A 13,912-nucleotide genomic window follows, 5' to 3' on the forward strand; every position below is an offset into this window, starting at 1 on the left:
GCCGGGTCCGGCGTCAGCCGAGAATGACGCGGCGAACGTGCAACGCGTACGCCCAGACCAGGGCGAAGATGATGCCCAGCCCGAGCAGCGACCAGTGCAGCAGACCGCCCAGCAACAGCAGGCCCTGGAGCACGGTGCCGGCGTTCCAGGCCCACGGGCGACGCATCATGCCGGCGAGCACCACGGCGGCCACCGCCAGTGCCACGACCGCGCCGATCGCGGCGCCGCCTAGGTCACCGCCGACCACCCGGATCGGCTGGATCGCCAGCAGCAGCACCAGCGCCTCCAGGCTGAGCGTGCCAGCGCCGAGACCGCGTACCGCCCGCTCCGGGTTGCGCAACCCGGAGCGTCGCGGCTGCCCGGCCGTGGGCTCCTCCCCCACCGGCTGCTCGACCGGCGGACCGGTCGGGTCCTCGGTGGAGTTCGGGTCCCGCTCCGGGCTGGTCATCGCTTCAGCAGCCGACGGGCGTCGGCGACCGTCACCACCGAACCGGTGACCAACACCCCGACCCCGCTGAGCTCACCGGGGACGTCCTCCTCGGCCATCGCCACCGCCAGCTCGATCGCATCCGGCATCTCCTCGGCCGAAGCCACCCGCTCCTCGCCGAAGATTTCGGCGGCCAGCGCGGCGAGTTCCTCCGTCGGCATCGCCCGTGGCGAGCTGCTACGGGTGACCACCACCTGGTCGACTACCGGCTCCAGCAACTCCAGCAGCGCTTCAGCGTCCTTGTCGGCCAGTACGCCGATCACGGCCACCAGCTTGCTGAACGCGAACTCCTCCTGCAGCGCGGTGACGGTGGCCTTCATGCCGTGCGGGTTGTGCGCACCGTCCAGCAGGATGGTCGGGGCGTTCCGGACCCGCTCCAGCCGACCCGGGGAGCTGGTCGAGGCGAAGCCCTCCCGGACCGCCTCGATGTCCAGCTGACGTCGAGCCCCCGCACCCAGGAACGCCTCGACGGCGGCGAGCGCCACCGCCGCGTTCTGCGCCTGGTGGGCACCGTGCAGCGGAATGAACACGTCGTCGTACACGCCACCCAGCCCTTGAAGGGTGAGCACCTGACCGCCGACCGCGACGGCCCGACCCAGCACGCCGAACTCGCCGCCCTCCCGGGCGATGGTGGCCCCGACCTCGGCGCAGCGTTCGAGGAGGGGACCAGCGGCCTCCTCCTCCTGTGCCGCCGAGATCACGGTGGCCCCCGGGTGGATGATGCCGGCCTTGGCCAGCGCGATGTCCTGGAGCGTGTCACCGAGCCACTCGGTGTGGTCCAGCCCGATCGGGGTGATCACGCAGACCCCCGCCTGGAGGACGTTTGTGGCGTCCTCGGCGCCGCCGAGGCCCACCTCGACCACCGCGATGTCGACCGGCGCGTCGGCGAACGTGGCGAACGCCAGCGCGGTGGTCATGTCGAAGTACGTCAGCGGCTCGTCGGACCGCGCGTCGACCAGCTCGGCCAGTGGCTTGATCTCCCGGTACACCGACGCGAACCGTTCCTCGCTGACCGGCTCCCCGTCCAGGCTGATCCGCTCCCGGACGGTCTCCAGGTGCGGGCTGGTGTACCGCCCGGTGTGCAGCCCGTGCGCCCGCAACAGCGAGTCGATCATCCGCGCGGTGGAGGTCTTGCCGTTGGTGCCGGTCAGGTGGATCGCCGGGTACGCCCGCTGGGGGCTGCCGAGCAGGTCGAGCAGTGACTCGATCCGGTCCAGCTCGAAGACCATGCGGGTGAAACCGCGGGCGTTCAGCTCGGCCTCGACGGCGGCGAATTCGTTACGGTCGGTCACGAGGGCAGTGTCTCCAGAGCAGCGTTGATCCGGACCAGGTCGGCCTCGGCGGTGGTGAGCCGGTCGCGGATCTTCGCGACCACCGGCTCGGGGGCCTTGCCGATGAAGGCCGGGTTGTCGAGCTTCGCCCGAGCCTGCGCGACCTCCTTCTCGGCTGCCGCGCGGTCCTTCGTCAGCCGGGCCCGCTCGGCGGCCACGTCGATCGACCCGCGGGTGTCCAACGCGACACCGACCGCGCCGGGCATGGCCAACGTGGCGCTGGCCTGGAAGTCGTCACCGGCCGGATCCAACCGGACCAGCGAACGGATCAGCGGCTCGTGGGCAGCGATACCCGCGCCGGACAGCCCGTCCAGGCGGGCAGCCACCCGCTGCGTGGGGCGCAGCCCCTGGTCGGAACGGAACCGGCGGATCTCGGTGACCACCCGCTGCACGCCGACCAGCTCGGCCTCGGCGGCGTCGTCGACCAGCGACCGGTCGGCCACCGGCCAGGCAGCGGCCTGCACCGTCTCGCCGCCGGTCAGCGCGAGCCACAGCTCCTCGGTGACGAACGGGATGACCGGGTGCAGCAGCCGCAGCAGCTGGTCGAGCACATGCCCAAGCACCCGGCGGCTGGCCTCCGCGCGCTCACCGCCCTCGGCGAGCACCGGCTTGCTCAGCTCGACGTACCAGTCACAGACGTCGTCCCAGGCGAAGTGGTAGAGCAGGTCGCACACCTTGGCGAACTCGTACGCCTCGAACTGCTCGTCGACCTCGGCGGTGACGTGCGCCAACCGGGACAGGATCCACCGGTCGACGGTGGAGAGCTGCTCGGCGGGGGGCAGGTCGCCCGTGGTGTGCGCGCCGTTCATCAGGGCGAACCGGGTGGCGTTCCAGAGCTTGTTGCAGAAGTTGCGGGAGCCCTGGCACCACTCCTCGCTGACCGGGACGTCCTGGCCGGGGTTCGCGCCCCGCGCCAGGGTGAACCGGGTGGCGTCGGCACCGTACCGGTCGATCCAGTCCAGCGGGTCGACCACGTTGCCGAACGACTTCGACATCTTCTTGCCGAACTGGTCGCGCACCATGCCGTGCAGCGCGACCACGTCGAAGGGTGGCCGGCCGTCCATCGCGTAGAGGCCGAACATCATCATCCGGGCGACCCAGAAGAACAGAATGTCGTACCCGGTGACCAGCACGCTGGTCGGGTAGAACTTCGCCAGGTCCGGGGTCTGCTCGGGCCAGCCCAGGGTGGAGAACGGCCACAGGCCGCTGGAGAACCAGGTGTCCAGGACGTCCTCGTCCTGGTGCCAGCCCTCGCCGGTCGGCGGCGCCTCGTCGGGGCCGACGCAGACGATCTCACCTGCCGGGCCGTACCAGACCGGGATGCGGTGCCCCCACCACAGCTGGCGGGAGATGCACCAGTCGTGCATGTTGTCGACCCAGGCGAAGTAGCGCTTGGCCAGCTCGGCCGGCTCGATGCGGACCCGGCCGTCGCGCACCGCGTCACCCGCGGCCTGTGCCAGCGGGGCGGTGTTGACGAACCACTGCAACGACAGCCGTGGCTCGACGGTGGTCTTGCACCGCGAGCAGTGCCCGACCGCGTGCACGTACGGGCGCTTCTCGGCGACGATCCGGCCCTGCTCCCGCAGCGCCGCCACGATCGCGGGCCGCGCCTCGAACCGGTCCAACCCCTCGAACGGGCCGGGCACGGTGATCACACCGCGCTCGTCCATCACGGTCAGCGCGGGCAGGTCGTGCCGCTGGCCGATCTCGAAGTCGTTCGGGTCGTGGGCCGGCGTCACCTTGACCATGCCGGTGCCGAAGGACGGGTCGACGTGCGCGTCGGCGACGATCGGGATCCGGCGGCCGGTCAGCGGCAGCTCGACCTCGGTGCCAATCAGGTGCTGGTAGCGCTCGTCGTCGGGGTGCACTGCCACGGCGGTGTCGCCGAGCATCGTCTCGGCCCGGGTGGTGGCCACCACGACCTCGTCGCTGTAGCGGATCGAGATCAGCTCGCCATCGTCGTCGGTGTGCTCGACCTCGATGTCGGAGAGCGCCGTGAGGCAGCGCGGACACCAGTTGATGATCCGGTTGGCCCGGTAGATCAGGCCGTCGTCGAAGAGCTTCTTGAAGATCGTCTGGACGGCGCGGGTCAGCCCCGCGTCCATGGTGAAGCGCTCGCGGTCCCAGTCGACGGAGTCGCCGAGGCGGCGCATCTGGCCGAGGATGGCGCCACCGGACTCGGCCTTCCACTGCCAGACCCGCTCGACGAACTTCTCGCGGCCGAGATCGTGCCGGGAAAGCCCCTCGGCGGCGAGCTGACGCTCGACCAGGTTCTGGGTGGCGATGCCGGCGTGGTCCATGCCCGGCAGCCACAGCGCCTCGAAGCCCTGCATGCGCTTACGCCGGGTCAACGCGTCCATCAGCGTGTGCTCGAACGCGTGGCCCATGTGCAGCGAGCCGGTGACGTTCGGCGGCGGGATGACGATGGTGAAGGGGGGCTTGTCGCTGTCGGCGGAGGCCCGGAAGTGCCCGCCGGCTACCCACTGCTCGTACCGTCGCTGCTCTACCTCACCGGGCTGGTACTGGCCGGCAAGGGTCGGGGCGTCGGGGCGTCGGGCATCCAGTCTCTCGGTCACCGGCCAAGTCTACGGAGGGCTTTCGCAGACCCGGCGTGCGCCACCTACCGTTCGCGTACGGTGTCGGCTATGTCCGACGCACATCTCACCGAGCGGTCGCGCGACGGCGGCCGCGATCCGGTCGAGCTGACCGAAGAGCCGATCCAACTGAGCACCCGGGACTCCGGAGGCGACCCCGACGAGCGGTCCAGCGGCTGGTCACGCCGCCGCAAGATCGGTTGGACGGTCGCGCTGGTGGTCGGCCTCGCCGGCGCCGGGGTGCTCGGTGTCGCCGGGTGGCGGGTGTCGCAGCAGAAGGACACCCAACTGGCCTCACCCGATCGGGTGGCGGGTCTGACCCGCGACGACAGCGAGCGGGCGAAGAGCACGGCCGACTATCTGCGCAGCGGCCTGGCGGCGAACATCGAACTCGACCGCAGTTTCGGCACGGTCTACCGCGACCCAGCCGACGACAAGCGCTCGGTGCTCATCTTCGGGGGCACCACACTGCTGTGGCAGCCGGAGCGGGACCTGGACAGCCTCTTCCGCCTGATGTCGGACGAGACCGGTGCGGTGAACGGTCTGCGGGAGCTGCCCGCGGGCGATCTCGGCGGGGTGCTGAAGTGTGGCAGCACCAGCGGTGAGGGCGGGGACTTCGCAGTGTGCGGCTGGGCCGACCACGGCAGCGTGGTGATGGCGATGTTCCCCGGCCGGTCGGTCACCGACGCCGGCGGCCTCCTGCGCAACCTCCGCAACGGCATGCAGACCCGAGACTGACCCGCAACACCAGGCGCCCAGTCCACCGGACCCGCCCAGACCACCGACAGCAGACCGCAAGATCGCGCAGCATCCTGGTTGTAGTGGTGTCAGCCCGCCGGTCAGGCCACTACAACCAGGATCAAGCATCACCTTGCCGGCTTGAAAGGAAACGCAGAAAAGGCCACCCCCATTCGGGGGTGGCCTTTCCTGAAAGATTGTCCGGCGGCGTCCTACTCTCCCACACCCTCACGAGTGCAGTACCATCGGCGCTGGAGGGCTTAGCTTCCGGGTTCGGAATGTAACCGGGCGTTTCCCCTCCGCCATGACCGCCGTAACTCTATGAACATATCAAACATCCCCGGCACCAATACACGGGTGTTCGCTTGTTCAGAGTTGCACAGTGGACGCGTAGCAGCTTAGTAGTCAAGTCCTCGGCCTATTAGTACCGGTCAACTGAACCCGTTACCGGGCTTACATTTCCGGCCTATCAACCCAGTCGTCTAGCTGGGGGCCTTACCCCACCAAGGTGGGTGGGATACCTCATCTTGAAGCAGGCTTCCCGCTTAGATGCTTTCAGCGGTTATCCCTTCCGAACGTAGCTAACCAGCCGTGCCCTTGGCAGGACAACTGGCACACCAGAGGTTCGTCCGTCCCGGTCCTCTCGTACTAGGGACAGCCCTTCTCAAGTATCCTACGCGCACGGCGGATAGGGACCGAACTGTCTCACGACGTTCTAAACCCAGCTCGCGTACCGCTTTAATGGGCGAACAGCCCAACCCTTGGGACCTGCTACAGCCCCAGGATGCGACGAGCCGACATCGAGGTGCCAAACCATCCCGTCGATATGGACTCTTGGGGAAGATCAGCCTGTTATCCCCGGGGTACCTTTTATCCGTTGAGCGACACCGCTTCCACTCGCAAGTGCCGGATCACTAGTCCCGACTTTCGTCCCTGCTCGACCTGTCAGTCTCACAGTCAAGCTCCCTTGTGTACTTGCACTCAACACCTGATTGCCAACCAGGCTGAGGGAACCTTTGGGCGCCTCCGTTACCTTTTAGGAGGCAACCGCCCCAGTTAAACTACCCACCAGACACTGTCCCTGAACCGGATAACGGTCCGAAGTTAGATACCCAAATCAACCAGAGTGGTATTTCAAGATTGCCTCCACCCATACTGGCGTATGGACTTCACCGGCTCCCACCTATCCTACACAAGCTAATTCGAGTACCAATGTCAAGCTATAGTAAAGGTCCCGGGGTCTTTCCGTCCTGCCGCGCGTAACGAGCATCTTTACTCGTACTGCAATTTCGCCGGGCCTGTGGTTGAGACAGTGGGGAAGTCGTTACGCCATTCGTGCAGGTCGGAACTTACCCGACAAGGAATTTCGCTACCTTAGGATGGTTATAGTTACCACCGCCGTTTACTGGCGCTTAAGTTCTCCGCTTCGCCCCGAAGAGCTAACAGGTCCCCTTAACGTTCCAGCACCGGGCAGGCGTCAGTCCATATACATCGAATTACTTCTTCGCATGGACCTGTGTTTTTAGTAAACAGTCGCTTCCCCCTGCTCTCTGCGGCCATACAACGCTCCACCCGCGCGGGGCTTCACGTCTCCGGCCCCCCTTCTCCCTAAGTTACGGGGGCAATTTGCCGAGTTCCTTAACCACAGTTCGCCCGATCGCCTCGGTATTCTCTACCTGACCACCTGTGTCGGTTTGGGGTACGGGCCGCTAAGAACTCGCTAGAGGCTTTTCTCGGCAGCATAGGATCACTGACTTCACCTGAATCGGCTCGGCATCACGTCTCAGCCTTCATGTGTTGCGGATTTGCCTACAACACGGCCTACACGCTTACCCCGGCACAACCACCGGCCGGGCTCAGCTACCTTCCTGCGTCACCCCATCGCTTGACTACTACCCATCAGGTTCCCACGCTCCCTCAGATCAGTCCGAAGACCTCACCAAGTTCGGGTGGTTAGCACAACGAGGTTCATCAGGGACGCTCTTTCGCGGGTACGGGAATATCAACCCGTTGTCCATCGACTACGCCTCTCGGCCTCGCCTTAGGTCCCGACTCACCCAGGGCGGATTAGCCTGGCCCTGGAACCCTTGGTCATCCGGCGGAAGGGTTTCTCACCCTTCTTTCGCTACTCATGCCTGCATTCTCACTCGTGCCGCGTCCACAACTGGGTCACCCCGCTGCTTCACTCGCGGCACGACGCTCCCCTACCCATCCACACACCTGCACAAGGAATCAAGTCCAAGCGAGGATAAAATGTGAATGCCACAGCTTCGGCGGTGTGCTTGAGCCCCGCTACATTGTCGGCGCGGAACCACTTGACCAGTGAGCTATTACGCACTCTTTAAAGGGTGGCTGCTTCTAAGCCAACCTCCTGGTTGTCTATGCGACCCCACATCCTTTTCCACTTAGCACACGCTTAGGGGCCTTAGCTGGTGATCTGGGCTGTTTCCCTCTCGACTACGAAGCTTATCCCCCGCAGTCTCACTGCCGCGCTCTCACTTACCGGCATTCGGAGTTTGGCTGATTTCGGTAAGCTTGTGGGCCCCCTAGACCATCCAGTGCTCTACCTCCGGCAAGAAACACGCGACGCTGCACCTAAATGCATTTCGGGGAGAACCAGCTATCACGGAGTTTGATTGGCCTTTCACCCCTAACCACAGGTCATCCCCCAATTTTTCAACATTGGTGGGTTCGGCCCTCCACGCGGTCTTACCCGCGCTTCAGCCTGCCCATGGCTAGATCACTCCGCTTCGGGTCTAGGACACGCGACTGAATCGCCCTATTCAGACTCGCTTTCGCTACGGCTCCCCCACACGGGTTAACCTCGCCACATGCCACTAACTCGCAGGCTCATTCTTCAAAAGGCACGCCGTCACCCCGCAAGGCTCCGACGGATTGTAGGCGAACGGTTTCAGGTACTATTTCACTCCCCTCCCGGGGTACTTTTCACCATTCCCTCACGGTACTTGTCCGCTATCGGTCACCAGGAAGTATTTAGGCTTACCAGGTGGTCCTGGCAGATTCACGGCAGATTTCAGGGGTCCGCCGCTACTCGGGAACACCCACAGAAGGTCAGCAACTTTCACCTACCGGACTTTCACCGTCTACGGTCAGCCATTCCAGACTGTTCGACTAGCCACTGACTTTGTAACTTCTCGAACAAGTGTCAGCTTGTTCAGCAGGGTCCCACAACCCCGACCACGCAACCCCTGACAGGTATCACACGCAGCCGGTTTAGCCTCGATCCGCTTTCGCTCGCCACTACTCACGGAATCACTAAATTGTTTTCTCTTCCTACGGGTACTGAGATGTTTCACTTCCCCGCGTTCCCTCCACACACCCTATGTGTTCAGGTGTGGGTGACACCACATGACTGGTGCCAGGTTTCCCCATTCGGACACCCTGGGATCACAGCTTGGTTGACAGCTCCCCCAGGCCTATCGCGGCCTCCCACGTCCTTCATCGGCTCCTGGTGCCAAGGCATTCACCGTTCGCCCTTGACAACTTGACCACAAAGATGCTCGCGTCCACTGTGCAATTCTCAACAAACGACCAACCCACAACCCGATCCGCCCCACACCAAACCCAACAAACTGTTGGCGGTATGTGGGGCCAGGCCATGCCTGGCAGACTTCCAGCCCCCACACAGGAGGCTGGCCAAGTCTCTGAAACAACAACACGATGGTTGTTCCTTCAGGACCCAACAGGGTGCTCACATTCTTTCTCAGCCGCACCAGGGACTTCGTTCCCACCACCGAAGTGGCTGTACTAGAAGGAACCCGGCCGTTGCCGAGGAAAAACTTGCCAGTGTCTCCGCCATCTGAGCACCCCGACCCAACATTCGTGGGCCGCGGGCTCCTTGCACCCTTTCAGGTGAAGGTGCTCCTTAGAAAGGAGGTGATCCAGCCGCACCTTCCGGTACGGCTACCTTGTTACGACTTCGTCCCAATCGCCAGCCCCACCTTCGACGGCTCCCTCCACAAGGGTTGGGCCACCGGCTTCGGGTGTTGCCGACTTTCGTGACGTGACGGGCGGTGTGTACAAGGCCCGGGAACGTATTCACCGCAGCGTTGCTGATCTGCGATTACTAGCGACTCCGACTTCACGGGGTCGAGTTGCAGACCCCGATCCGAACTGAGACCGGCTTTTTGGGATTCGCTCCACCTCGCGGTATCGCAGCCCATTGTACCGGCCATTGTAGCATGCGTGAAGCCCTGGACATAAGGGGCATGATGACTTGACGTCATCCCCACCTTCCTCCGAGTTGACCCCGGCAGTCTTCGATGAGTCCCCGCCATAACGCGCTGGCAACATCGAACGAGGGTTGCGCTCGTTGCGGGACTTAACCCAACATCTCACGACACGAGCTGACGACAGCCATGCACCACCTGTGACCGCCCCCGAAGGACCTCACATCTCTGTGAGTTTTGCGGCCATGTCAAACCCAGGTAAGGTTCTTCGCGTTGCATCGAATTAATCCGCATGCTCCGCCGCTTGTGCGGGCCCCCGTCAATTCCTTTGAGTTTTAGCCTTGCGGCCGTACTCCCCAGGCGGGGCGCTTAATGCGTTAGCTGCGGCACAGGGAACCGGAGAGGCCCCCCACACCTAGCGCCCAACGTTTACAGCGTGGACTACCAGGGTATCTAATCCTGTTCGCTCCCCACGCTTTCGCTCCTCAGCGTCAGTATCGGCCCAGAGACCCGCCTTCGCCACCGGTGTTCCTCCTGATATCTGCGCATTTCACCGCTACACCAGGAATTCCAGTCTCCCCTACCGAACTCTAGCCTGCCCGTATCGACCGCAGGCTTGGGGTTGAGCCCCAAGTTTTCACGGTCGACGCGACAAGCCGCCTACGAGCTCTTTACGCCCAATAAATCCGGACAACGCTCGCACCCTACGTCTTACCGCGGCTGCTGGCACGTAGTTGGCCGGTGCTTCTTCTGCAGGTACCGTCACTCTCGCTTCGTCCCTGCTGAAAGAGGTTTACAACCCGAAGGCCGTCATCCCTCACGCGGCGTCGCTGCATCAGGCTTCCGCCCATTGTGCAATATTCCCCACTGCTGCCTCCCGTAGGAGTCTGGGCCGTGTCTCAGTCCCAGTGTGGCCGGTCGCCCTCTCAGGCCGGCTACCCGTCGTCGCCTTGGTAGGCCATCACCCCACCAACAAGCTGATAGGCCGCGAGCCCATCCCAAGCCGAAAAACTTTCCACCACCAGCCATGCGGCCAGAAGTAATATTCGGTATTAGCCCCCGTTTCCGAGGGTTATCCCAAAGCTTGGGGCAGGTTGCTCACGTGTTACTCACCCGTTCGCCGCTCGAGTACCCCGAAGGGCCTTTCCGCTCGACTTGCATGTGTTAAGCACGCCGCCAGCGTTCGTCCTGAGCCAGGATCAAACTCTCCAACAAAAAATTAGTTGAACAGCATCCTGACAACAAACAAATGTTGCCAAAGGAATCCCAACCAGCCAGCAAAAACTGACCAGTCCGGGGTATAAATCATAATTGGCACTGGCTTTACAAGCACCCTGTTGAGTTCTCAAAGAACAACCACACACCGACCAGAAGCCCCACCACAGTGGAACCCCAACCCGGGGCTATCCGAACCAAATCCCTAACGCTTTCCAGCGCCAGGCACTTTTACTACGTTACCCGCTCGTTTCCGCCGTGTCAAACCGGTGTTTCACGGTTCGTCGTGCTTCACCCGACCTGCGGATACTGTTACTCGTTCGATTCCACGATGACGCACGTCGTTACCGACGTTCGTTTCTGTCGTGGGAAGCCGCAGACCGGCCGATCGCCGCTTCGCGGCTCTCCGCCCGGCTCCTGCCGGCTTCAGAACTCTACCCGGTCGGCTTCGCGTTCGCAACCCCGTTTCCGGAGTGTTCCGCACCGCCCGATCCTCAGTCTCGCTCGGCGTTCCCGCCACGAGCCTGGCGCCCGTTCTCGGCCGGTTTGTCCGGCCTCCCCCGTGCAGAGAGAAAGTTACGCGGACGGCCCGGAGAAGGCAAATCAGGGTTCATCACTGGTTCGGACGAAGAGCGCCCACCGGCCCCCCGGCTCAGCCGGGGACGCGAGCACCTCGCCTCCCCGACGCAGCCGAGGACGCGGGCCGCCTCGACGTGCCAGAGTGTCAGTCATGGATGAGTCCGGGCACGGTGCCAGGGTGTTCGCCGAGGAAGCGCTGCTCGGCCTCATCGGGCCGTTCTGGCAGGTGGTGATCGGTGCGGTAGTGCTGGTCGTACTTGTGCTCTCGGTGGGACGACTGGCCCGACGGGGCAGGTCCCGGATGACCACGGCGCTGCTGGTCACCGCAGCGGCCATCGCCGGGTTCGCGGTGATCGGCGTCCTGCTCGAGGGCTGAGGCTCAGAGCCGGCGGTTGGCGAGGCTGGGCAGCTCGGCGCGGATCGTGTCGAGCCGGTCCAGGTCCAGGTCGACGACGGAGACCCCCGGGCCGTCCGGCACCTGGCCGATGACCGTCCCCCACGGGTCGACCACCATGCTGCGCCCGAAGCAGGTACGACCCGGCTCGTGGTCGCCGGTCTGACCGGCCGCCGCCACGTAGCACTGGTTCTCGATCGCCCTGGCCCGCAGCAGGACCTCCCAGTGGTCCCGGCCGGTGTGCATCATGAACGCGGCCGGAACCACCAGCAGCTGCGCGCCGCCGTCGGAGGCGAGCAGCCGGTACAGCTCCGGGAAGCGCAGGTCGTAGCAGATCGACAGGCCGACCCGCAGCCCCTCGACGTCGACCACCACCGGTTGGACCCCGGGCGCGACGCTCGCCGACTCCCGGTAGGAGACGCGACCGGGGATCTCCACGTCGTACAGGTGGATCTTGCGATAGCTCGCGGCCAGACTGCCGGAACGGTCGAAGACCAGCGACGTGTTCCAGGTGTGTTCCGGGTCCGGGCCGGCCTCGTGGAACGACCCGGCCACCAACCAGATCCCGAGCCGCCGGGCGACCCCGGCGAAGAAGCTGCCCACCTCCCCGTCGACCGGCTCCGGTTCGGGTAGCCCAGCGGCAGGGCCCAGGTAGTCGACGTACTCCGGGAGGACGGCGAGATCCGCGCCGCCGGCGGCGGCGCGCTCCAGTAGGGCCTCCGCGGCCGCCAGATTGGCCTTACGGTCGTCCCGGGCGTTCAGCTGGCAGACGGCGACACGCATGAGCAAAGGGTACGGCTGGAGGGCCGCTCACGGACAGCGTCACGGTCTGGCCGGTGCGGGTCGCACGCAGGCGCCCCCGAACACGATCACGCCGGCCGCGTCAGGATCGAACGGCCGGCGTGATGCGGGAAGGATCAGGCAGATTTCTCTTCGCGGTCCCGCCGAGCCCGGCGCCCGGTGAACTCACGCGGCACGATCGTCGGGTTGACGTTCTCCAGGACAACCTCGCGGGTGATCAGCACGCGGGCGGCATCGGGGTTGCTCGGCACCTCGAACATCGCGGAGAGCAGGACCTCCTCGATGATGGCCCGCAGACCACGGGCACCGGTGCCCCGCAGCATCGCCTGATCGGCGATGGCTTCCAACGCCGGCTCGTCGAACTCGAGCTCGACACCGTCCAGCTCGAACAGGCGCTGGTACTGCCGGACCAGGGCGTTGCGCGGCTCGGTGAGGATCCGAACGAGGGCGCTACGGTCCAGGCTGCGAACGTTGGTGATCACCGGCAGCCGGCCGACGAACTCGGGGATCAGCCCGAACTTGAGCATGTCTTCCGGCATGACCTGGCTGAAGATGTCGTCGGTCGACCGATCGGAGACCGACCGGAGCCGGGCGCCGAAGCCGGTGCCGCCCTGCCCGGTGCGGGACTCGATGATCTGGTCGAGGCCGGCGAACGCGCCACCACAGATGAACAGCACGTTCGTGGTGTCGATCTGGATGAACTCCTGGTGTGGGTGCTTACGGCCACCCTGCGGCGGCACGTTGGCCACCGTGCCCTCGAGCATCTTGAGCAGGGCCTGCTGCACGCCCTCACCGGAGACGTCCCGGGTGATCGACGGGTTCTCCGACTTGCGGGCGATCTTGTCGACCTCGTCGATGTAGATGATGCCGGTCTCGGCGCGCTTGATGTCGTAGTCGGCGGCCTGGATCAGCTTGAGGAGGATGTTCTCCACGTCCTCGCCGACGTAGCCCGCCTCGGTCAGCGCGGTGGCGTCGGCGATGGCGAACGGGACGTTCAACATCCGGGCGAGGGTCTGCGCCAGGTGGGTCTTGCCGCACCCCGTCGGGCCGAGCAGCAGGATGTTGGACTTGGCCAGCTCGACGGCGTCACTGCCGGAGCCCGGCGCGCCAGCCGCCTCGGCCTGGATCCGCTTGTAGTGGTTGTAGACCGCTACGGCGAGCGCCTTCTTGGCCTGATCCTGACCCACGACGTAGGTGTCGAGGAACTGGCAGATCTCCATCGGCTTGGGAAGCTCTTCCCACTTCACCTCGCCGGACTCGGCCAGCTCCTCTTCGATGATCTCGTTACAGAGATCGATGCACTCGTCGCAGATGTAGACCCCTGGGCCCGCGATGAGCTTCTTGACCTGCTTCTGCGACTTGCCGCAGAAGGAGCATTTCAGTAGGTCGCCGCCGTCACCGATCCGTGCCACCTACGTTCTCCCTGCACTCATCGGCCGGAGACCCGGCCCTGACCTGCGGACGTTGCGCGCCGCCCGGCTTAGTTCGCGCCGCCGGCTCAACCGGCGAAGCGGTACGGACCCGACGTTACCCGCTGGCGGGGCATTCTCCGACCCCCAAAACGGGTGTGTCAGAGGTCGGCC

At 64.8% G+C, this 13,912-nt stretch carries 7 protein-coding genes and 3 rRNA genes; 2 read left to right on the forward strand and 8 right to left on the reverse strand.

Annotated elements, in window-relative coordinates:
- Nucleotides 1-13: 13 nt before the first annotated feature.
- From ACQRWP_RS21530 to ACQRWP_RS21540, 3 genes are read right to left on the reverse strand one after another with little or no spacing between them, the layout of a single operon-like run.
- Complete coding sequence (locus tag ACQRWP_RS21530) at nucleotides 14-448, reverse strand: DUF4233 domain-containing protein (RefSeq protein ID WP_430497269.1); 435 nt, start codon at nucleotides 446-448, stop codon at nucleotides 14-16.
- Nucleotides 445-1,779, reverse strand: coding sequence for a bifunctional folylpolyglutamate synthase/dihydrofolate synthase (locus tag ACQRWP_RS21535; RefSeq protein WP_430497270.1), 1,335 nt, complete (start codon nucleotides 1,777-1,779; stop codon nucleotides 445-447). Before ACQRWP_RS21535 ends, ACQRWP_RS21530 begins: the two co-directional genes overlap by 4 nt.
- Entirely contained in the window at nucleotides 1,776-4,394 is a 2,619-nt protein-coding gene (locus ACQRWP_RS21540) for a valine--tRNA ligase (protein WP_430497271.1), read from the reverse strand. The genes ACQRWP_RS21535 and ACQRWP_RS21540 overlap by 4 nt, the downstream gene beginning before the upstream one ends.
- 69 nt (nucleotides 4,395-4,463) lie before the next feature.
- Between ACQRWP_RS21540 and ACQRWP_RS21545 the strand changes: the two genes are divergently transcribed.
- A complete protein-coding gene (locus tag ACQRWP_RS21545; protein ID WP_430497273.1) occupies nucleotides 4,464-5,150 on the forward strand; it encodes a hypothetical protein in 687 nt (228 codons plus the stop codon).
- 199 nt (nucleotides 5,151-5,349) lie between these two features.
- Here the strand turns inward: ACQRWP_RS21545 and rrf are convergent.
- The 3 genes from rrf to ACQRWP_RS21560 form a co-directional block, all read right to left on the reverse strand.
- A 5S ribosomal RNA gene (gene rrf / locus ACQRWP_RS21550) occupies nucleotides 5,350-5,466 on the reverse strand.
- 85 nt (nucleotides 5,467-5,551) lie between these two features.
- Nucleotides 5,552-8,661: ribosomal RNA gene (locus ACQRWP_RS21555) — 23S ribosomal RNA — on the reverse strand.
- 379 nt (nucleotides 8,662-9,040) lie between these two features.
- Nucleotides 9,041-10,555 (reverse strand): 16S ribosomal RNA (locus tag ACQRWP_RS21560).
- Together the 16S, 23S and 5S rRNA genes form the textbook arrangement of a ribosomal RNA operon.
- Nucleotides 10,556-11,285: 730 nt before the next feature.
- Here ACQRWP_RS21560 and ACQRWP_RS21565 point away from each other — a divergent pair.
- Nucleotides 11,286-11,510, forward strand: coding sequence for a hypothetical protein (locus tag ACQRWP_RS21565; protein ID WP_112584164.1), 225 nt, complete (start codon nucleotides 11,286-11,288; stop codon nucleotides 11,508-11,510).
- A 3-nt stretch (nucleotides 11,511-11,513) separates the two neighbouring features.
- Here the strand turns inward: ACQRWP_RS21565 and ACQRWP_RS21570 are convergent, their stop codons facing one another.
- Together ACQRWP_RS21570 and clpX are read right to left on the reverse strand one after the other, a co-directional pair.
- A complete protein-coding gene (locus ACQRWP_RS21570) occupies nucleotides 11,514-12,311 on the reverse strand; it encodes a carbon-nitrogen hydrolase family protein (protein WP_430497276.1) in 798 nt (265 codons plus the stop codon).
- Between the two features lie 134 nt (nucleotides 12,312-12,445).
- The gene (gene clpX / locus ACQRWP_RS21575; RefSeq protein ID WP_430497278.1) at nucleotides 12,446-13,741 is read right to left on the reverse strand and encodes an ATP-dependent Clp protease ATP-binding subunit ClpX; all 1,296 of its coding nucleotides are present in this window, start codon (nucleotides 13,739-13,741) and stop codon (nucleotides 12,446-12,448) included.
- Nucleotides 13,742-13,912: the final 171 nt, after the last annotated feature.

The organism is Micromonospora trifolii, from assembly GCF_050516465.1.
GTDB classification, from domain to species: domain Bacteria; phylum Actinomycetota; class Actinomycetes; order Mycobacteriales; family Micromonosporaceae; genus Micromonospora; species Micromonospora trifolii.